We start from the raw sequence: 19,154 nt of genomic DNA, 5'->3' as shown, positions 1-19,154 counted from the left end.
CGCCGCCTCTTCCATTTTTCGTAGACCACTTTCGCCGCCACTGCTAGAGTAATACGGGGAGAGAGAGTGGAAATGCCGCCATTAAGAGGATAGCCATGAAAAAACACACGGCCATATACCTGTTGTGCGCCGCTTTCGCGCTGGCTGACGCCTGCCCGGCTTCCGCAGCCACCAGCGGCGGGGGCTATGTGCCGCCGCCCGGGCAACAGGGCGGAGCACAAGTCTGGGGCACACAGGATCTTGAGGGCAGCAACATCGAACGGCGGGCTCATACTGATACGTGGCGCGACAGTAATGGTGACATTATCACTTCTGTAGTGCCGCCACCACCGCCTCCCCAGCCGCAGCAGTGGAACGGCCCCATTTATGTCACCCCCTGGGTGTCACCCGATGGCAGCTATACTGGCGGCGGTCAGGGAAGCATTTATCCTGGTGGCCCCATAGCCGGAGTTCCCGGCCCTGGCGGGCAATACCCCGGCAGACCATATCCGGGGGGGCAATACCCCGGCGGCAATCATCCGGGCGGTCAGTATCCGGGGAATTACCCCGGCGGCCAGTACCCCGGCAGGCCAGAGCCCGGTGGGCAAAATCCCGGCGGCGGATACCACGGCAATCCCGGTGCACAGTATCCAGGCGGGCCAAACGGCGGATACCACGGCGGCAGACCTTCTGAGAATCGTCCCGGCAGCCAGTATCAGGGCGGCCCATACCCTGGCCATCAGCAACCCGGCGGCGGCCCCAATGCCCCACGGCCCGGCCAGCGCCCCGGGGTTCCACAATCCGGCGGCCAGTTTGACGGTTCTCAATCAGGCGGCTCCCAATTTGGCGGCTCTGGCGACAACTGGCAACAAGACCCCTATTTTAACAGCAACCCGCATCCCGGCGGCCCTTCCTGGCCCACAGACGGCCCGCAGCAGGGTTCTGGTTCCTCACAAAGGCAGAATAACAACCAGCAACCCGCCAATAATAACTACAATTACGGCAACCAGGGCTATGACGGGCAAAGATACGGGCAAGGCAACAATGCTCGGGAATACGGGGGGTACGCTCCTCCCACCATCAACCAGCGAGCCAATGAAGAGGCCGATATTCTTGCCGACGAACAACAATGGCGTCAGCAGGGCGACCCGCAGTATATGCAGGAAAACATGCCCCCAATGGAAGGCCAGCCTTTTGGGAATCCCGGGCAGGGCTTCGGGCAGCAAAACCCTGGCCAACCGGGATATACCAGTCAACCACAGCAACCAGTGCAGCAACGCCCTTCGCAACCGGACCAACCACCAGCCACGCCCAATGAAGAAGTCTCCCCCGCTGTGCCATACAGCACTATAGCCCCCAACACTTCTGCTGGGGGACGCTGACATGCAGGCATTACTCTGGCATGCGCTGGACGGCGTACACAAGGGATCTGTCCAGTGCCGTCTGTGCGCTCACGGCTGTCGTCTGAAAAAGGGAGACAAAGGGCTGTGCGGCGTGCGGGCCAACATGAACGGCAATCTGGTGACTTTGGTGGGCGACGTGGTCACGGCCGTCAATCTGGATCCGGTGGAGAAAAAACCTCTCTACCATTTCTTGCCGGGCACAAAAACATTTTCCATTGGCAGCGCTGGCTGCAATTTTACTTGCAAATTTTGTCAGAACAGCAACATCGCCCACATACCACCCAGTGGTATCGTGCCTGGCAAACGTGCTGCCCCCGAAGATCTGGTGGTGCTGGCCCAGGCAAAACGCGCCCGCAGCATGGCTTTTACCTATAATGAACCAACAGTATTTTTTGAACTGGCCTACGAAACAGCCGGGCTGGCCACCCCGCGCGGCATCCGCTGCCTGCTGGTGACTAACGGCTATATGTCGGAAGACTGCCTGCTGGCCCTCAGCCGGCGAGTCTGCGCCGCCAACGTGGACCTCAAATCATTCCGCGACAGCTTTTACCGCCAGTACTGCGGCGCACGGCTGCAACCTGTTCTTGACAACCTCAAAGCCATGCGCAAGCTTGGCTGGTGGCTGGAGGTGACCACGCTGGTCATTCCCGGCGTCAACGACAGCGCCGCAGAGCTTAAGGAAGCGGCAGCCTTCATCCATCATGAGCTGGGCGCCCATACCCCCTGGCATCTTTCAGCATTTCATGGCGCTCACCTGATGGCCGACCATCCCTCTACCCCTCTTTCCAAGCTTGAAGAGGCCTGGAGCATTGGCCGCCAGGAAGGACTGCACTTCGTATATATCGGCAATGCGATGAGCGCTATGGGCAGCAATACGTTCTGCCCCCAATGCGGAATTATGGTCATTGAGCGCCAGGGCTACAGTGTTAACATGCATATGCAGGCGGGCGCACCGGGCGCCTGCCCTTCCTGCCGCACAACCCTGCCCGGAGTATGGACCTGATGATTCTTGTTTACACTGGTGACGGCAAAGGAAAGACCAGCGCCTGCACAGGCCAGACTGTGCGCGCAATGGGCCAGGGCATGAAAGTGGCCTTTGGACAGTTTATGAAACGCGACGGACAGGCCGGAGAGCAGACAATGCTTGCTCAATGGCTGGGGCCGCGTTTTCTGGCCGGAGGCCTCGGCTTTTTACGCCGTGACGAGGAACGCCCCGCCCACCGCGAAGCCGCCCTGCACGTGCTTGACTGGGCGCGGGAGCAACTGCTTGAAGTGGATATGCTGGTGCTGGACGAAAGTCTGTACGCCCTTGGCGCTGGCATTCTTTTACGCGACGAAGTGGAAGATCTGCTTGCCAGCGCACGTCAGCAGGACAAACATCTGGTACTTTCAGGCCGAAATGCCCCGGACTGGCTGGTGGAAGCGGCGGACCTTGTGACATCCATGACCGAAATCAAGCATCCGTGGCGAGCTGGCATCAAGGCTGCGCCGGGCATAGAATATTAGCAGGCCCCACTCTCGACTGTATCTATCTAAAGGATTTTTCATGGCGGCATTGACCATCTATGTGGCTGGTTCATTCAAACATAAACACGGCGTGCGGCTTCTTGGGCGGGAATTACGCGGCATGGGTTGCTGCATTCTTGACTGGACGGAAAAAGCCGTGCCGCCGCCGGGGCTCACCCCCGGTGAACGCCGCATCTGGATGGATACGGACAGAAACGGCGGGCAGGTTTACAGCTTTTGCCGCGATGCCTGCATCAAGGCTGATCTGGTCATTTATTACGGCGCTTCTGGACAGGATGCCGGGGTTGAGGTCGGTCTGGCAGCAGGAGCCGGAGTTCCGGTGCTGGGCATTCGCGGCCCTCTGGAAGGGCCCGGCCTCATGCTGCACGGGGCCGTCAGTCATTGGGTGGACAGTGCCGAAGAGGCTCTTGACGCGGTTGCTGCCCTTCTGCGCCATAAAGAGCAGAGCTGGAAGGAGCTGGACGCCGAACCTCATGAAGGACTCCGCCGCATGGGTCAGGCTCTGCGCCCTGACAAAGCCTGTGCGCAGGTGACACGGCAGGCAAAACCTTGAAATCTGGCTTGTACGAAAGTGTCCTGCCATATCGGGCTGTTCGGGTAAAATGACCGCTTGACGGCGAATAGAAGTTCCTGTGTTTTTTCGGCAACAGGTGGGGAGCAGCCCTTCGTGAGCATTTTACGTGCAAAGTGCTCTGGCCTGCCCCGCCGCGCATGCCTCAGGCGGCGCAGACAGTTTATTTACCAGTCTGGGGGCGCTTCTTTTCAAGGCGCACATCACCGTTTTCATAGGTGCTCACAGGCTTCCAGCCCAGGCGCATGTAAAACCCGTAGGCCCGGCTTTTGCCGTCAGTTTCCAGCCAGATGGTTTCATTCGCGGAAAACAGACCAGCTTCGGCCTCGGCCATAAGCTTGCTCCCAAGGCCGCGGCCTTCAAATTCTGGCGATACAAAGGCCGCAAAAACGCAGCCTCCCTCCACATCAATCATTGCGAATGCCACGGGGCTATCATCCACTTCAGCCAGCCACGCACACGGCCCGGCAGCAATGGTTTCTTTAATGACATCAGGCGTAATACCCATATCTGCCATCTGCTCCCGTGAGAGATGGTTTTCCTTCACGCTGGTGCGGATGTGAAAAATGGCTTCCACGTCCGCCGCTTCGGCAGGCCGTATGAGCGTGTTATCGCTTTTGTCCACGGGTTTTCCTTATATTCAGGGCAACTTCGATGTAAAACTGCTCTATTTAATCATTCCGCCTGGTTTGCAGCCTGACCGCCAAATATCAAGATGACCCGGTTTACAGGCAATTGCGCCAAAACCGGGCCATCCGTGCTGATCTATGTTTTACTGGTTTCTGCGTCAGGGCAAATCCTTGCTGTCCAGACCGCCCGGCGAGCCTCCCGGTGTCCCACCCGAAGAAGGCGGCGAGGACGCAGGCGTTGTATTCATACCGCCTGTTCCGCCGTCAGGCATCGCACCTTCGCCGGCAAGGCCCGCTCCGTCGTGCTGCTCAACCGTGCCTGTGCCAAGCTGCCCGACCTTCTGCGGCAACATAAGATAGCTCGTTACGGAAGTTACGCCCGGCACCCCGCGTGCGGCCTGTATGGCCAGCTGCTTTTCAGCGTCATCCTTGACAACGCCCAGCAACACCACACGGCCCGCGTTCACTTCCGTATCTATACGTGATGACGAGAGCCCCTTGGTGCCAATGAGATCTTTGCGCAGTCTTGCGGCCAGCATCATGTTGTTGCTGTCGCTGGTAGCCGGGGTAAACCAGTGCGGCGTTACAGAAATGGGATTGTACCTGCGGGCGATGGTCAGGGCCTTGCCCTGCATATCCGCCGGAACCTCGCCCACAAGGAAAACATGCCGATAGAAACTGTACACCGATACAGACCAGCCCCCGGTGAAACTTTCGTCCATAAGAGCCGTTTTGATCTTGGTGGCCAAGGCCTTGTCGTCCGAAATGGTGTCCACAAGGCGTTGGTCGTCATAGAGGCCGTAGCCGCCATAAGCGCAGCCGTTAAGGGCAGCCAGCATGACCAGCAGCAGAACAAGCGCCAGACGTTGCATGTTTTTCTCCTTTGGGCCTTTATTGCTTTTCACGCCGAATGCGCGCACCCACGGCGTTAAGTTTGTATTCAATGTGCTCATACCCTCTGTCCAGATGGTAGATGCGGCGTACCTCTGTGGTGCCCTGAGCCGCCAGACCAGCCAGCACCAGCGAAGCGCTGGCGCGAAGGTCCGAGGCCATCACGGGCGCCCCCGTGAGTTTCTGCACGCCTCGCACCATAGCCGTATGGCCTGAAATCTTGATCTGCGCGCCCATACGCATCAGTTCCTGAACATGCATAAAGCGGTTTTCAAAAATGCTCTCTTCCACCACGCTGGCCCCTTGAGCCAGACACATCAGGGCCATGAGCTGCGCCTGCATATCTGTGGGAAAGCCAGGGAAGGGCTGCGTTTTCACGTCCGTACCGCGCAAGGGCGCGGAGCAGCAGCGAGCCAGTACGCCTTCGCCCTGCGGGGTGATTTCCATACCCATGCTGCGCAGTTTGAGAATAACAGCCTCAAGCTCTTCATAAGGGCAGTTGTTCAGCAGCAGCTCGCCACCCGTAATACCGGCAGCCACCAGAAAGGTGCCAGCCTCGATACGGTCTGACATGACGGGATAGGTGGCGCTGTGCAGGGAGCTTACACCCTTGATGCGGATGGTGGACGTGCCCTGACCCGTGATACGCGCGCCGCAGGCGCACAGGAAGTTGGCAAGGTCCACCACTTCAGGCTCGCGGGCCACGTTTTCCAAAATAGTTTCGCCCTCGGCCAATACCGCGGCCATGAGCAGATTTTCAGTGCCGCCCACTGTGGGCATGTCAAAAGTGATATGCGCGCCAGTCAGTTTGCGGCAGCGGCCAATGATATACCCTTCTTCCAGCTGGAAGCTGGCGCCCATCAATTCCAGCCCCTTGAGGTGCTGGTCAACGGGGCGCGCACCAATGGCGCAGCCGCCGGGCAGGGCCACACGGGCTTGCCCGATGCGTGCCAGCAGCGGCCCCAGGCAAAGCACTGAGGCCCGCATGGTGCGCACAAGATCATAGGGAGCTTCAGGCAACAAGGTGCCGGGGGTGATGCGCACCTGCCCCTTTTCATAGTGGCAGTCGCAGCCGAGCACTGTAAGCAGATTGATGGTCGTGTGAATATCGCGCAGATCGGGCACATTGGTGATGGTTACAGACTCTTCAGCCAGAATAGCGGCAAAAAGAATAGGTAGAGCCGCGTTTTTGGAACCGCTGACTTCAATAACGCCTGTAAGCGGCACACCGCCCTCAATGACCAGTTTGTCCATTAGATGTCCCCGAATGTACGGTTATTGCCGCTTTGCGGCCAATAGTGTCGTGTGGTGTTGCGCCCCGTCGGGCAGATGCGAACGTGCATGGGCGGGTAAACGCGGCCCAGTCTGGCTTGCCATTCTGGAGCCGAAATAACCCGCAGGCTGCCTCTTTCGGCGGGATGGCGAAGTGTAGTTTTTTTTCTAGATAAAATCCAGATCACCTTGATGCTAAAAAAGGCTTGCCAAAAGAAATTATCCTGCCTATAAGAACTTTCTCGTGGCGGAAGTAGCTCAGTAGGTAGAGCACCTGGTTGTGGCCCAGGTGGCCGTGGGTTCAAGTCCCATCTTTCGCCCCACAAATTTCCGCGCCAGCACAAGCCACGGCGCGGTTTTTTTTCGGAGCGTGGCGCAGCTTGGTAGCGCACCTGCTTTGGGAGCAGGGGGTCGAAGGTTCGAATCCTTTCGCTCCGACCAGATAAAAAAGAACTAGGGGTGGTTAAGTGAAAGCTTAACTACCCCTTTCTTGCGTGTGCAGGGGATCTTCAGTTTTGCTATTCACATCGCCGACTAAATAAACAGATCGTTGTTGGCACGCGTGTTATCGGAATCTCCATCGTGCCGGGCAAGACATCTTTTACATTTTGCCACTTGTTATCGCGTAAGACATGCGTTGCTGCATGGCAGACTTTCTGCCCCGATACTACCGCCAATAAAGTAGAATATCGACACGATCTGATCGGTATTCTGGACAAATATTTGGAAAGCGCCTATTTTTTAATAATGATTTTCCTGCTGTATTTCCGTCGATAGCCTCTATAAATTCACATTTCTGAACAGTGCAAAGACTACTTTACCCCTGAAATATGGCTAGCGTCCGAATTTTCTCTTTCTTACTGCACAGAGGGTTGATGATGCCACTCGCAACATACCGACGTTTTTATGAATAATCCTTGTTACGTCACCCGCCCACTGATGCCGTCAGAACAGGAATATGCCGCCTACATTTCGCGGATCTTTGCCTCCCAGCATTTGACCAATCATGGCCCTATTTCGCAAGAGCTGGAGATCCGGCTGGCGCAATTTTTGGGCACGCAGCGCGTCAACGTGTGCTCCAACGGCACCATTGCCCTGCAGCTTGGCCTGCATGTGCTTGGCCTTGCGGGCAAAACAGTTATTACAACACCTTTCACCTATGTTGCAACGCTTTCCGCATTGCTGTGGGAAGGTTGCACTGTGGTATTTGCGGACATTGACGAAGAAACATGTTGCCTTGACCCCAAAAGCGTTGCCGAACGTATCACGCCCGATACTGCTGGCCTCCTTCCTGTCAACATATACGGCAATATCTGCGATGTAGAGGCTCTTGACGGATTGGCCCAAAAGCATGACTTGCGTGTCCTCTATGATGCGGCGCATTCTTTTGGCGCCACGTACAAGAACCGAAGCGTATTAAGCTATGGCGACGCTGCCGCGTGCAGCTTTCACGCAACCAAAGTTTTCAATACCGTGGAAGGAGGCTGCCTTGTCACCCATACAGATGCAGACCGTGAGGCGTTCCTTCTTATGCGCGCCTATGGGCATCAGGGAGACGAGCACCACAGGCTTGGCACAAACGCCAAGATGTCCGAACTGCATGCCGCAATGGGCATGTGCATTTTGGACAAAGTAGCTGAAAACATTGTAGAACGCAGTATTATATGCAACATGTACGAGACGCTGCTGCCAACCAGCGGATTGCGGCGTCCGGGTTTCCGTACGGGGCTGGGCTGGAACTATGCCTATTACCCCATAATTCTTGACGATGAAAAAATCTTGGAACAAATTGTGCATACTCTTGCCAAGGATAATATTTTTCCTCGACGGTACTTTTACCCGTCCCTGAACACGCTGTCCTACGTCAAGGACGCATTGCCGTGCCCAGTGGCGGAAAGCGTAGCACGCAGGGTTCTTTGCCTTCCCCTCTATGCGGGATTGGAAGAAAAAACCGTTGAGCGCATCGCACAGAGTATCAAACATTGTCTGGCAGGTTAGAACATGGCGCAGTCACAATTTTTTCATGCGAAAATTTCCGGAATACACACAGTTGCTCCCAAAGACGTCATCCGTCTTGAAGACGAACTGCAATATTTCAAGGGCGACATCAAAAAAGCCCAGCGAATGACAAAAATAGTAGGCATGGATTGCCGCCGCGTGGCCCAGCCCGGAGTTACGCCTTCCGATCTGAGCCGTCAGGCCGCCGAACTGCTTTTCAAGAAAATGGAAGTTGATCCCGCCTCGGTTGACACCATCATTTTTCTGTCCCAGCGGCCCGACCACATCCTGCCTGCAACTGCCTGCATTCTGCAAAAAAAACTGGGCCTCTCTAAAAACTGCGCGGCCTTTGACGTAAATCAGGGGTGTTCCGGTTATGTGTACGGCCTCTGGCTCGCCTTTTCACTGATTGAAAGCCGTGCAGCCACGCGAGTACTCTTGCTGGTAGGCGACGGCATGTGTCAGACCCTTGACAGCGACAACCGTGTAGTCGCGCCGGTCTTCGGTGATGCAGGCAGCGCCACCATCGTGGAATATTCCGAGGCCGAAACCCATTCGTGGTTTTCTTTGGGCGCGGATGGCGGCGGCGCGGAAGCCCTCATGATACCTGCTGGTGCGTACAGGTTGCCCCTGCCCAAGACTGTCGAGGATTACGCCGCATATTGCGAATACCTGCGCGATCCCAACGGCACTCCGTGGAGGCTGACCAATATTTACATGGATGGCGGTGCTATCTTTGATTTTACGGTCAACACTGTACCACCGCACATTTTGGAAACTCTGGCCTGGGCAGGACAGACTCCAGAAGATATTGACTGGTTTGTGCCGCACCAGGCCAATAAGCAGATCATGTCAATGATTGCACAAGCTACTGGTTTTTCAGAGCAAAAAACGATAATGAGCGCTTTCAGCAAATACGGCAATACAGCGGCAGCCTCCATCCCCACTGCGTTGTGTGATGCATGGCAGGAGATTGAGCGCAGTAAAAAGAGCCGTCTGATGCTGTGTGGATTTGGCGTGGGTTTATCCTGGGCATCCGCCATTCTGGATATGGGCAATATTATATGCACGGGCGTTACTGATTTTGATCCCCCTGCCGACAGTATGACGCAACAGGAATACCTTGCCCACTGGCAGAACAAGATTACGGGAAAAGAAACCAACCTTACTCCCAAGGAAGAATCATAGTGCTTGAACAAAAAAAATTCTTTTCAGTCCTTCAGGATATACTGCAAACAGATACCCCCATCACTCTTGCAACCTGCCTCACCGAAATGGAAGAATGGGATTCCCTGTCCATCATGTCCTGCATTGCCCTGTTTGATAAAGAGCTCGGAGTAAAAACCCGATTCGCACAATACAAGGATGTTAAAACCGTTGCCGATCTGGTTGATCTTGGGGAAGGCAAGATAGCATGACCCCGCTTACGCCGGAAAGTCGCATTCTCGTTACAGGCGCCAGCTCTGGCATTGGAAAGGCCGTGGCCCTCCTGTGCAACCAGATGGGGGCTACTGTCATTGCCAACGGACGCGACCAAGCCCGGTTGCAGGAGCTGAAGATATCTTGTGAACACCCCGAGCTGCTTCATATTGAACCGCGCGACCTGCTGGAAGATATGGATTCACTGCCGCAATGGGTTACGGATTTACGTAAAAAATACGGCAAGCTGTGCGGCCTTGTATGCTGTGCAGGCTTTGCCGCTGTTATACCCCTGCGTGCATATGACAGAAATGCGGCGGCGGACATTTATGACATCCACGTGCATGCGCCCCTGCTGCTGACCAAGGGCTTTGCGGACAAGCGCAACAACATGGGTCAGGGTTCATCCATTGTTTTTCTGTCTTCAGCGGCGGCGCTGGCCAAGGAGGCCGGGCTTGCAGCCTACGGCGGCGCCAAGGCTGCCGTGCAAGCGGCCACCATTAGCCTGAGCAGGGAGCTTGCGCCGCAGGGCCTGCGTATCAACGCCGTTGCGCCAGCTATGGTTCGCACCCCCATGAGCGAAAAATATTTTGCCATGCTCAGCCCGGAATCCCGCGAACAGGCTTTGGCCGCCTACCCTCTGGGCATTGGAACCCCCGAAGATGTGGCCCAAACCATAACATTTTTGCTGGGCGACGCGAGCAAGTGGGTAACAGGGCAAACCATAGTTATGGACGGTGGGCGCTACTGATGAAAAAAAACCTCGTAATCATTGGCAACTCTTCCGCTGCGAGGGAATGCTACTGGATGGCGCGGGAAATATGGGGAGAAAACCTGAATTTCAAGGGATTTTTATCCTTTGAGGGTTATCCGCAGAAGCTGCGGAATCTTGAAGAGATGGAAATAGGTGTGGACGACGACTATACACCGGCACAAGATGACGTATTTGTCATTGGCATCGCATCCCCGGCGTTACGGCTCAAGGCCTATGCCAAGTGGAAAGCACGCGGCGCGGCCTTTTGCAACCTTGTGCATCCCTCTTCGTATGTTGGTGAAAGTTCGCTCATCGGTGAAGCCATAATCGTCACCGCCAACTGCCATTTTTCGTGTGATGCGGTCATTGGCAACGCCAATTATTTCAACGGGGCGGTTGTTGTAGGACACGATGTTGTCATTGGCGACGGCAATTTTTTTGGCCCCTACGCCCTTATTCTGGGCGACACGCACATAGGAACCGGCAACGCATTTGGCGTGCGTTCCGTTGTGCTGCCAGGGGCCAACATCGGCAACGACAACATCATTGCGCCCGGCGCATACATTTACAAAGGTTGCCGCAACGGCTGGCGCATGGCGGGCAACCCGGCCATGAGGATAGACTAATCATGCCGGAACTTTCACTTATTATACCACACCACAACCATCTGCAATGCCTGCCACACCTTCTGGACAGCATTCTGGCCCAGGATTTTAAAGATATCGAGGTGGTGCTGGTTGACGACTGCTCGGACGAGCCGTGCCTGCCACTGGTGGAAGCCTACCGGGCAAAAGGACTGAACATAACCCTGCTGCCGCATGCCGCCCCCATTTATACAATGCGGGCCAGGCTTGAAGGTATGCGGGCCGCCAAAGGGAACATCATCGGTTTTGCCGATGCTGACGATCTTATATGGGGAACCGAGAGCCTGGGGAAGAATGTAGCCCTGTTCCAGCGGGAACAGCCGGATATCCTGCACTTTCGAACTGCCCGTACAAACGCCGACGGCAGTTTTGCGGCATGGTTTCTGGCTATGGACCCTCCGGTGGAACACCTGACGGGCCTTGATATTTTTCAAACCTACGTCACTTCCCCCAATTTTCAGCAGCAGTCTACTGTCTGGAACAAATTTTTCTCCCGCAGCGTGGCACACAAGGTCTGCCACGCGCTGGAACACAGCAGTGTGCGGCGCTTTGTGGAAGATGCCTGCATTTGTCTGACTGCAACCTTCCATGCCCATAAATACGTTGGCAGCCCCTACGCGGGCTACGGGTATGCCTATGACTTTTCCAATGAGCGTTTGAAATGCGCTGAAGGCCCGGAGCGTGCCACATACGTGTGGTACATGTTGCAAGAACTGCCAGCCTACTTTTCGCGGCACGGCTGCCCCCAGCCCCTGCTGGACGCGCTGACCAACGTGCTGACGGAACATCTGAGCATCAAGGTGGGGCATGCCAGCACGGCAGCGGTAAACAGGGACGGCATGATCGTCTCCGATGCGGCCATTGACGACATGCTGCGTCATACGGACGCCCGCACGTTCATCAAAGTGCTTCTGCTTGGCAACCAGCATAACGCGGCAAAAATTCTTGGGTGCCTGCAAACCCTGCAGCCCAATCCCGGGAAAGCCTCCTGATCATGGCCGCAATGCAGCACACAGCCGCGCAATGGCGTGAAGTGGTTTTTCTGGCCGATTTTTTTCGGCTGCCGCCCACCAAAACCCTTTCATCCATCAAGGCAGAAGCGCACTGGCACTATTTTGCCGACAGTTTTTTTCATCTTTGCCGCTTGCCTGCCGCGCAAGGCACGGGCCTGCCCGTGCGGCAGGTACGCCACAATGATCAGAGCCGGCAGGACATGCGCCAGTTTTTTGCCAGATGCGCCGATGCTGCCACAGCACCAGAACAGAGCGACTGGCTGGCCCTTTGCCGCCAGGGCGTAACAGACGAAGCCTGCGCTTTTGCCAAACAGCATATCCTGAATCGCGGCCAGCGCTGCCGCGATGTGCTTGTAGTCGGCTACAGCCTTTCCACCTTTATGGCCAGCGTACTCACCGCATGTGGTCTTGCCTGGATCAACGTTCATATTCATCCGGCAAGCTTCATGCCCGACCTTGTTTTTGCTTTTTCCACCAACGTGCCAGAAATTGCCAATACCCTGGCCCGCAACAGCATGGCGGAAGAAGACTTCGAACGCTGCGCAGACTGGCAGAAAGCGCGTTACGCTCCCAATACTTTTTTGAACTATGTTCCTGAAAACGCCCTGCTGGTGCTTGCGCAAGACTGGATGGACCCACTGCCGCTGACGCCAGACTACCAGTATAATGATTTCAGCGCCCATGAGCAGGCACTGCTCACCCTTGCGGCGCAGCATCCGGTTGTGCTGACGTATGTGAACCGCGCCGGGCCTTACATGCCCGGGCCGGGGCTTTCCAGACAGGACGAGACTCTGCTGCGGGAAAAAATAAATGCCATAATGCTGCCAGTTCCCCACCTGTTCTTGAAAAACACCGTCATGATGCTGTCACACCCATCCATCAGCACGGTGTTAGGGCTGAACAGCAAAAGGCTTGATGAGGCCCGCTGGTTTGGAAAAAATGTTATCCAGCTTGTGCCATCACCCGTTTACTTCAGGCCGGACGCTCCGGTTACGGCAGAGTCGCAATGCGCGATCACACCGTCTATTTCCTGCTTTGCTGCGGAATTCTGGGCATTGCTTGTACGGCAAACGGACGCCGCTCCCAGAACCACTGCCGTGCAGGCGGCCAACAGCATGCACCTTCCCAACGCACGCCTTATCTTCCGCGGCGGAGGCAGCGATTTTGATGACAGCAACAGTGCTACGGTTGCAGCAGGCCTTGCGCAAGCGCGTAGCGAGGCCACGCAAGCCCGGCATGATGCGTTGCTGCACGGCCTGCGCCACAGCCTTGAGCAGGAGCCCCCGGCTGCTCCACTGCCTGCAGCCCCTGACGTGCAAAAAAACTATGCCCTGTTTTGCGCCGGAGACGAAAACTATCTCTTCCCTGCCATTGTTGCGCTGGAGTCCACGCGTCGACGTACCGGTCAGGCCGACGCATTTTATGTGACAGACATCCAGTGCCTGTCGGACGCGGGCAAGGCCCTGCTAGACAAATATGGCATTGAGCCTCTGCACAGCAAAGATGGAAGCACCTTTGATATCAAGCATATGCACACCACGCCCGAGGCCTATGTGCAACTTTTTGTGCCTGAGATGCTTCATGCCAGAGGCTATGCCTACAGCCTTGGTGTCCATGCCGATGTTGTTTGTGTGCGCCCCTTCCACCCGGATGAGATTTTTGCCCGTACGTCTTTTGTAGCCACCAGCGGGGCCAACCCTGCAGCCAGGTTTTTTTCCATTACTGACAACCATACCAGCATCCAGCAGGAGTTTGACCCATCGCCCCGGAGCTGGCTTGAACCTCTGAACAATCCTGGCGTATTTTTTGCAAATAACGCTGCACTGACAAAAATGCAGCTTTCGCAGCAGAGCGCACAGGCATACGCAAAGATCGGCCCGGAATTTCTCTTTTATAATGAAGAAACCCTGCTCAATCTCTTCTGTATGCTTGATAAAGAATTTTGCCTGCAGCTTGACGACAGATTCAACATGTTTAACGGCTCTGTACTGTCAGAAAATGTGCCTTTTTTTCTGCATTACCTGAACAGCAACAAGCCCTGGCGGTTCGCCCCAAGTTCATTACGCCGCAGCGACTGGCTCACGCCTCTCTGCCCATTATTTTCCATCTGGCACCGCGAAGCAAAAGCCATTTTTGACGAGCACGACTACAACACATTTATTGCTACATCCGGAGTGTAATTGTGGATTACATTTACAAGCGCTGGAGCGCACTTATTGATATCACCACTGTCTGCCCCCACTCATGCGTCTACTGCACGCGGTATGAACGCCACCTGCGGTCGGATCAGCGGCGTCATATGCCTCTGGAGCAGATAGAAGCAGCCATTATCGCCTATAAAGACTGGCCCACGGAGGTCAGCATCATCGGCGGCGAACCACTGCTGCACCCGCAGCTTGCCGAAATAAACGCCTTGCTTCGCAAGCATTTGCCGCAGGCAAAGCTGAATATGTTCACATCCGGCCTGCCCAGCACGCCCGCTACAGTCAGCACAGACGCCCCAGATCCGGATTCGCTCTACAACTGGAAGCCGGAATACCCGTGGACGCAGTGGCCGGAAACCAATTCGGACATGACGCGTACCTACCGCACCATCCGCTACAATCCACACAACGAAGAGCAGATGACCTCATGCAGCCATCATCCGCTGACCATTGCCGTGGAAGAGGCCGTGCCCAACAAGGCTCTGATGTGGAAGCTCATCAACAACTGCTGGCTGCAACGCTGCTGGAGCCCCACGGTTAATATCCACGGTGCCTACTTTTGCGAAGTGGGTGCCGCGCTGGACATGCTGCTGTTTGACGGCGTCAATGCATGGCCCGTTGAAGCTGGCTGGTGGAAGCGCAAGCCTCATGAGTTTCAGGAACAGGTCAGTAAACTTTGCCTCCGCTGCGGCATGTGCCTGCCCGGCGAGCGCCAGTTGCTTGGTCACAGGGGCGAACTTTTCAGCCCGGGCCTGTTAGGAGATTTTCGCAAGCGCAAGCTGGTCCGTCTGAACGATCACGTAACGGTAGTGGATCAGCAATACGATGTGGAAACCATCGAACGCTATGCAAAAACATGGTACCCCGGCAACTACCGTGAGGACATTGTGGAGGACGAAGACCTTCCTTCATTTTTCAAGGGCCTTAACGTCCCCCTGCGACTCAAGGACAACGACGGGTATCTGTTCCGCGTAGATACGGAGGCTGAATACGCAGCGGCCTTGAAGCAGGTTGCAAGCCTGCCTACAGTGGAAGGACAGCACCTCAGCCCCAGGCGCAGATATTTTCTGTATCAGGGGTTGCCTTTTGACGCTCTGTACGACCAGTATCCTTTTGTACTGCCCGAACACCGCCACGAACGGCACCTCTACTACCGGGGGCTGATGCTCTATATGCGCAGCCTGCTTGACGACGAAGCCTTTTCGCAACTTCCTGGTGAGGATTGTTCCTTTGAGGAATTGGCAGCCTTGCCGGATAAAATCCATTTCCTGTTCAATTCTGTTCTGCGGGTCGAAGTAGAAAAAAATGCCAAGGTGCTCGCCGGTCGCGAAGCTTACTTCTGGGGTTGCGGCGCTGCGTGGCGTCAATACCGCCAGTTTTTCAGCAACGTGAACGCCCGCTGCTTTCTGGTGGATGTGGGCAGTACGCCGCCCACTGTAGATGGCATCGAAGTACGCAATCCGGAACTCATGTCAGAAGAATTTTCCACAGACGGCAATCTGCCACTTGTTATTTTTGCCCGCAGGCAGCATATGCCCGGCATCGAGCAAGCATTGATACGTTACGGACTGAAACAACGTGAAATCATTTGGGCGCCTCTGGAGGCATAGATGAAACAGAGCAACATTTCCCCCCTTTGCCTCTGCGGATCGCAGGTTTCAGGCAAGGGTCTGCTTGCATCATTGCTGAACGGGCATCCGGACGTACTCAGTTTTTCATTCTGGCACGACTTTATGGCGTCGGCCCTGTGCTACCTGTCAGCCTGGAAACCGCCCATGCTGTACCATTTTGATGAAAAAACAGAAAAAATGTGCGATGTGCGCGCGGCTCTTTCCTGCGCGGGCAGGTGGAACCATCTGGAAGGGTTTGCCCGGCAAGGATACATTCCCTTCACTGTTTCCGGCGACAACATCGTCAAACTGCCGTTTAAACTTGACTTTTACGCTCTGGACAAGGCTCTCATGGACAGGCTCAGCACACTGGAACATCTGGATGCCCAGTCTGTTTTCAGCGAGATGCATTCAGTGCTGGGTGAACACCTGATGCCCGAAGCCCCGCGGCCCACCTGGGGAGTGAGCATGCCCCAGGTTGATTTTTTCCGCTTTGAGACTCTTCTGCAAACATACCCTCAGGCCAAAGTCGTTTACATTATGCGTGATACGCAGGAAGTACTGTACGCCCACTGCAAACGAGAAGCCTTCACGCGGCAGATGTCCATTGAAGACGCCCTTGAGGAACTTACAACGATCAAACCTGACTGGCTCAGGCGTATGCTCAAGGCAAAGGACGTTGCCGCCCGATTTGCCAACCAGCACCCTGACCGCTTCATGACCATAAAATTTACAGACCTTGTTTGCGACACAGCAACTGTTATGCCCCGACTTGCGGCATGGATCGGCATCGAAGATCTCCCCTGCCTGTACAAGGGTACCTGGAACGGCGTGGAAATAGATAAAAGACTGACGGGGAGCGTTCTGGACAAGTCGGAGAACACCCCGGCGGAATTTGCGAATATGACCAGCAAGGATATTGCTGATATCAAAACAAAAATAGAACAGGCGGGTACTCCGTCTGAAACCGCGATTGTTTCTCAGGCTGCCCGCTTTGAAAAAATGGGATGGGATTACAAAAAAGCTCTGGAAAAAACCAACGCTATACTTCCTCTTCTGGGTATCGCCGGCACATTCCACGAAAATATGTACGAAGGCGCCTCCCAGCATTGGCTGGCGCTGGCCGCCATTGTACCGGAAAAAGTTCGGCGGATTCTGGAAATAGGCACTTTTTCTGGTGATACTACCGCCTTTCTCTCGGCGCTGTTCCCCCATGCGCAGATTGTAACCTGCGATCTTCCTGATGATTCACAGCGGTATATCACCAGCTACGGCCGGCAAAACCCCGAAAAAAAACGTGCGCTTGAAGAACAGCGTGAAAAGAACCTTTCTGCAAAGAACATTACGTTTATCCAGAAAAACAGTTTTCTGCTCCCCCAATATATTTCAGGCACGTTTGACATCATCTGGATGGACGGCGGACACAACTATCCGGATGTGGCATTTGACCTGTGCAATTCCTGGCATATGCTGGCTGACGACGGAATACTGCTTTGCGATGACATTTTCATTCCTCAACCAGAAAATACTTCAAAAAATCATGATAGTTACAATGTATTTTTACCCCTGATACGGGACAACATCATTGACGTAAACTACATGTTAAAGCGGCTTTGCGTTGCACCTTCGCCGGGGCTGGAGGGCAAAATGATCGCGGCCGTGAAAAAAATACCACAATCATCAATCTGAACCAGTAATGGAAAGAAGGCGTCCGGCCCCACCTTCAGCCGCTTTGGCAGAGCACCGCTCTCTGCGAATCTGCATATTGTTTGATATGCACTACTGGCTTTTTGGAGGCGGCCCTAAATTTGTGTGGGAACTGACACATGCCATGCTGGAACGGGGGCACGAGGTCAGTATCTACAGTTCGTCCAGGTCAAAGAACACGCCTCCATACAGGTTTGACCCCCGTGCCCGGATATTCAGAGTCAGCTACTCTGACAAACATGACAACATCGCTCTGCTGCGGCAAACGATTTCGCAAGAAAATTACGATGTGGCCATTGCCATGCAGGGTGGGGTCATGCAGCTTTTCTGGGCTGTTACCCTTATGGGAACGGGCGTTCCACTGGTATATTCCGAGCACAGCTTCCCGGCCCGGGTAGAGCAGTTCTGGAACCGCGCGGGCCGTCTGGCGGCCATGAGCGGAGCAGACGCCATACACCTGCTGCTGCCGGAGTTCATCAATTCCTTACCCGCGTGGCTGCATGAGCGGGTAACGGTCATTCCCAATTCCGTGCCGGGTGCAGGTGCCACTGCAGCAAACAACAATGCAGCTTCCCCCACGCTGGTTAGTCTTGGGCGTTTTGATAAGGTCAAACAGATACCTTTGCTGGTCGAAGCTTTCGGCCTGCTGCATGACCGCTTTCAAGACTGGAAGCTGGATATATGGGGATATGGCGAAGAGGAAAAAGCGATCTCCTGGTCCATTGCCCAAAGTTCCGCCAGATCGGCAATACATATGCGGGGCATTGCCGACCCTGCACTGGACATATTCGCCCAAGCGCAACTTTTCTGCATTCCCTCACGCTGTGAAGGCTTTGGCCTAACAGTTCTGGAAGCCATGTCGCAAGGAACGCCAGCCGTAGGGTTTGCCCAATGTGCAGGCGTAAACCATATAATCAGGGATGGAGTAAACGGCCTTCTGGCGCCGGAAATGACCGCCCAAAGCTTGGCTGACACTTTGGGCAGGGCCATGAGCAACGCGGCTCTGCGCAGTGCGCTTGGGCAGGAGGCATTAAAAACGGCTGCCCAGTATGCTCCGGAACCAATTTTTGACCAGTGGGAGTCCCTGCTGCTCGATACCGCAGCCAGCAAAGGCCATACGCGCATGGACGCCTTCAAGGATGAACCTTTTGCATCCAGAGCGCGACTTTCAGCCGTTGCCAGGCGGGAATGGCTCTTCCGCGACTTCGGCAGGCCATGGCCGGGTACCTTACGCTGGTATTCAGAGGCAGCGCGAACAGCTGCCGCCAAATTTTGGAAAAGCCTTCAAAGGAGATTGGGACAATGACTCCACGCGCCAACATCCAGCCCGTATGCTGTGATGATCTTCCCGTGTATCCTGCCCCTACAGAGCAGGATTTGCGCCTTGTGGAAGAAAGCGGGCTGTTTGATGAAAACAGGTACAGACGTTGCTATCTTCTGGGAAGGCCTGCCGCCATGCCGCCGCTGGTGCATTTTTTACGGTACGGCCCAAGAAAAGGCTACCGCCCCAACGAATTTTTTGATCCCCTTCTG

At 55.2% G+C, this 19,154-nt stretch carries 18 protein-coding genes and 2 tRNA genes; 17 read left to right on the top strand and 3 right to left on the bottom strand.

Annotated elements, in window-relative coordinates; translation table 11 throughout:
• Positions 1–95 precede the first annotated feature (95 nt).
• The 4 genes from QM579_RS14335 to QM579_RS14320 are packed head-to-tail and all read left to right on the top strand — an operon-like array spanning position 96 to position 3,462.
• Positions 96–1,361: a hypothetical protein gene (locus QM579_RS14335; RefSeq protein WP_414999804.1), complete on the top strand. Its 1,266-nt coding sequence runs from the start codon at positions 96–98 to the stop codon at positions 1,359–1,361.
• Position 1,362: 1 nt separating this feature from the next.
• Positions 1,363–2,385: an AmmeMemoRadiSam system radical SAM enzyme gene (gene amrS / locus QM579_RS14330; protein ID WP_414999803.1), complete on the top strand. Its 1,023-nt coding sequence runs from the start codon at positions 1,363–1,365 to the stop codon at positions 2,383–2,385.
• The gene (locus QM579_RS14325; protein WP_414999824.1) at positions 2,385–2,888 is read left to right on the top strand and encodes a cob(I)yrinic acid a,c-diamide adenosyltransferase; all 504 of its coding nucleotides are present in this window, start codon (positions 2,385–2,387) and stop codon (positions 2,886–2,888) included. The genes amrS and QM579_RS14325 overlap by 1 nt, the downstream gene beginning before the upstream one ends.
• A gap of 40 nt (positions 2,889–2,928) precedes the next feature.
• Complete coding sequence (locus QM579_RS14320) at positions 2,929–3,462, top strand: translation initiation factor 2 (protein WP_414999802.1); 534 nt, start codon at positions 2,929–2,931, stop codon at positions 3,460–3,462.
• Positions 3,463–3,643: 181 nt separating this feature from the next.
• Here QM579_RS14320 and QM579_RS14315 read toward each other — a convergent pair whose 3' ends face one another.
• The 3 genes from QM579_RS14315 to murA form a co-directional block, all read right to left on the bottom strand.
• Positions 3,644–4,105, bottom strand: coding sequence for a GNAT family N-acetyltransferase (locus QM579_RS14315; protein WP_414999801.1), 462 nt, complete (start codon positions 4,103–4,105; stop codon positions 3,644–3,646).
• A 162-nt stretch (positions 4,106–4,267) separates the two neighbouring features.
• Positions 4,268–4,981: a BON domain-containing protein gene (locus QM579_RS14310; protein WP_414999800.1), complete on the bottom strand. Its 714-nt coding sequence runs from the start codon at positions 4,979–4,981 to the stop codon at positions 4,268–4,270.
• A 19-nt stretch (positions 4,982–5,000) separates the two neighbouring features.
• Entirely contained in the window at positions 5,001–6,254 is a 1,254-nt protein-coding gene (murA, locus tag QM579_RS14305) for a UDP-N-acetylglucosamine 1-carboxyvinyltransferase (protein WP_414999799.1), read from the bottom strand.
• 265 nt (positions 6,255–6,519) lie between these two features.
• Here murA and QM579_RS14300 point away from each other — a divergent pair.
• The 13 genes from QM579_RS14300 to QM579_RS14240 form a co-directional block, all read left to right on the top strand.
• Positions 6,520–6,595 (top strand) — tRNA-His (locus QM579_RS14300).
• Positions 6,596–6,636: 41 nt separating this feature from the next.
• Positions 6,637–6,713 (top strand) — tRNA-Pro (locus QM579_RS14295).
• Positions 6,714–7,178: 465 nt separating this feature from the next.
• A complete protein-coding gene (locus tag QM579_RS14290; RefSeq protein ID WP_414999798.1) occupies positions 7,179–8,270 on the top strand; it encodes a DegT/DnrJ/EryC1/StrS family aminotransferase in 1,092 nt (363 codons plus the stop codon).
• Between the two features lie 3 nt (positions 8,271–8,273).
• On the top strand, positions 8,274–9,458 hold the full coding sequence (locus QM579_RS14285; RefSeq protein ID WP_414999797.1) for a 3-oxoacyl-ACP synthase III family protein: 1,185 nt from the start codon (positions 8,274–8,276) through the stop codon (positions 9,456–9,458).
• Positions 9,458–9,688 (top strand): hypothetical protein, encoded by a 231-nt coding sequence (locus QM579_RS14280; RefSeq protein WP_414999796.1) that lies wholly within the window; start codon positions 9,458–9,460, stop codon positions 9,686–9,688. Before QM579_RS14285 ends, QM579_RS14280 begins: the two co-directional genes overlap by 1 nt.
• Positions 9,685–10,440, top strand: a complete 756-nt coding sequence (locus tag QM579_RS14275) for an SDR family NAD(P)-dependent oxidoreductase (RefSeq protein WP_414999795.1) — start codon at positions 9,685–9,687, stop codon at positions 10,438–10,440. The genes QM579_RS14280 and QM579_RS14275 overlap by 4 nt, the downstream gene beginning before the upstream one ends.
• A complete protein-coding gene (locus tag QM579_RS14270; RefSeq protein WP_414999794.1) occupies positions 10,440–11,069 on the top strand; it encodes a transferase in 630 nt (209 codons plus the stop codon). Before QM579_RS14275 ends, QM579_RS14270 begins: the two co-directional genes overlap by 1 nt.
• Positions 11,070–11,071: 2 nt before the next feature.
• Complete coding sequence (locus QM579_RS14265; RefSeq protein ID WP_414999793.1) at positions 11,072–12,079, top strand: glycosyltransferase family 2 protein; 1,008 nt, start codon at positions 11,072–11,074, stop codon at positions 12,077–12,079.
• Positions 12,080–12,081: 2 nt separating this feature from the next.
• Positions 12,082–14,280: a hypothetical protein gene (locus tag QM579_RS14260; protein WP_414999792.1), complete on the top strand. Its 2,199-nt coding sequence runs from the start codon at positions 12,082–12,084 to the stop codon at positions 14,278–14,280.
• Positions 14,281–14,282: 2 nt separating this feature from the next.
• Positions 14,283–15,914 carry a radical SAM protein gene (locus QM579_RS14255; protein ID WP_414999791.1) on the top strand — a complete coding sequence of 544 codons (1,632 nt, stop codon included), beginning with the start codon at positions 14,283–14,285 and terminating at the stop codon, positions 15,912–15,914.
• Positions 15,915–17,603: a class I SAM-dependent methyltransferase gene (locus tag QM579_RS14250; protein WP_414999790.1), complete on the top strand. Its 1,689-nt coding sequence runs from the start codon at positions 15,915–15,917 to the stop codon at positions 17,601–17,603.
• A gap of 85 nt (positions 17,604–17,688) precedes the next feature.
• Positions 17,689–18,927, top strand: coding sequence for a glycosyltransferase (locus tag QM579_RS14245; RefSeq protein WP_414999789.1), 1,239 nt, complete (start codon positions 17,689–17,691; stop codon positions 18,925–18,927).
• Positions 18,924–19,154, top strand: a 231-nt coding sequence (locus QM579_RS14240; protein ID WP_414999788.1) for a hypothetical protein, incomplete at its 3' end; no start/stop codon positions are given. The genes QM579_RS14245 and QM579_RS14240, both read left to right, overlap by 4 nt.

It is taken from the genome of Desulfovibrio sp. (genome assembly GCF_047607245.1).
In the GTDB taxonomy this organism is placed as follows: Bacteria; Desulfobacterota; Desulfovibrionia; order Desulfovibrionales; family Desulfovibrionaceae; genus Desulfovibrio.
The sequence above is the reverse complement of the archived record's forward strand: the minus strand, read 5'-3'. Positions and strand labels throughout refer to the sequence as shown.

What these genes read in the sequence shown, in the direction of transcription:
- QM579_RS14335 (WP_414999804.1), top strand. Translation starts at nt 96, where the DNA reads ATGAAAAAACACACGGCCATATACCTGTTGTGCGCCGCTTTCGCGCTG.
- amrS (WP_414999803.1), top strand. Translation starts at nt 1,363, where the DNA reads ATGCAGGCATTACTCTGGCATGCGCTGGACGGCGTACACAAGGGATCT.
- QM579_RS14325 (WP_414999824.1), top strand. Translation starts at nt 2,385, where the DNA reads ATGATTCTTGTTTACACTGGTGACGGCAAAGGAAAGACCAGCGCCTGC.
- QM579_RS14320 (WP_414999802.1), top strand. Translation starts at nt 2,929, where the DNA reads ATGGCGGCATTGACCATCTATGTGGCTGGTTCATTCAAACATAAACAC.
- QM579_RS14310 (WP_414999800.1), bottom strand. Translation starts at nt 4,981, where the DNA reads ATGCAACGTCTGGCGCTTGTTCTGCTGCTGGTCATGCTGGCTGCCCTT.
- murA (WP_414999799.1), bottom strand. Translation starts at nt 6,254, where the DNA reads ATGGACAAACTGGTCATTGAGGGCGGTGTGCCGCTTACAGGCGTTATT.
- QM579_RS14290 (WP_414999798.1), top strand. Translation starts at nt 7,179, where the DNA reads ATGAATAATCCTTGTTACGTCACCCGCCCACTGATGCCGTCAGAACAG.
- QM579_RS14285 (WP_414999797.1), top strand. Translation starts at nt 8,274, where the DNA reads ATGGCGCAGTCACAATTTTTTCATGCGAAAATTTCCGGAATACACACA.
- QM579_RS14275 (WP_414999795.1), top strand. Translation starts at nt 9,685, where the DNA reads ATGACCCCGCTTACGCCGGAAAGTCGCATTCTCGTTACAGGCGCCAGC.
- QM579_RS14270 (WP_414999794.1), top strand. Translation starts at nt 10,440, where the DNA reads ATGAAAAAAAACCTCGTAATCATTGGCAACTCTTCCGCTGCGAGGGAA.
- QM579_RS14265 (WP_414999793.1), top strand. Translation starts at nt 11,072, where the DNA reads ATGCCGGAACTTTCACTTATTATACCACACCACAACCATCTGCAATGC.
- QM579_RS14260 (WP_414999792.1), top strand. Translation starts at nt 12,082, where the DNA reads ATGGCCGCAATGCAGCACACAGCCGCGCAATGGCGTGAAGTGGTTTTT.
- QM579_RS14250 (WP_414999790.1), top strand. Translation starts at nt 15,915, where the DNA reads ATGAAACAGAGCAACATTTCCCCCCTTTGCCTCTGCGGATCGCAGGTT.
- QM579_RS14245 (WP_414999789.1), top strand. Translation starts at nt 17,689, where the DNA reads ATGCACTACTGGCTTTTTGGAGGCGGCCCTAAATTTGTGTGGGAACTG.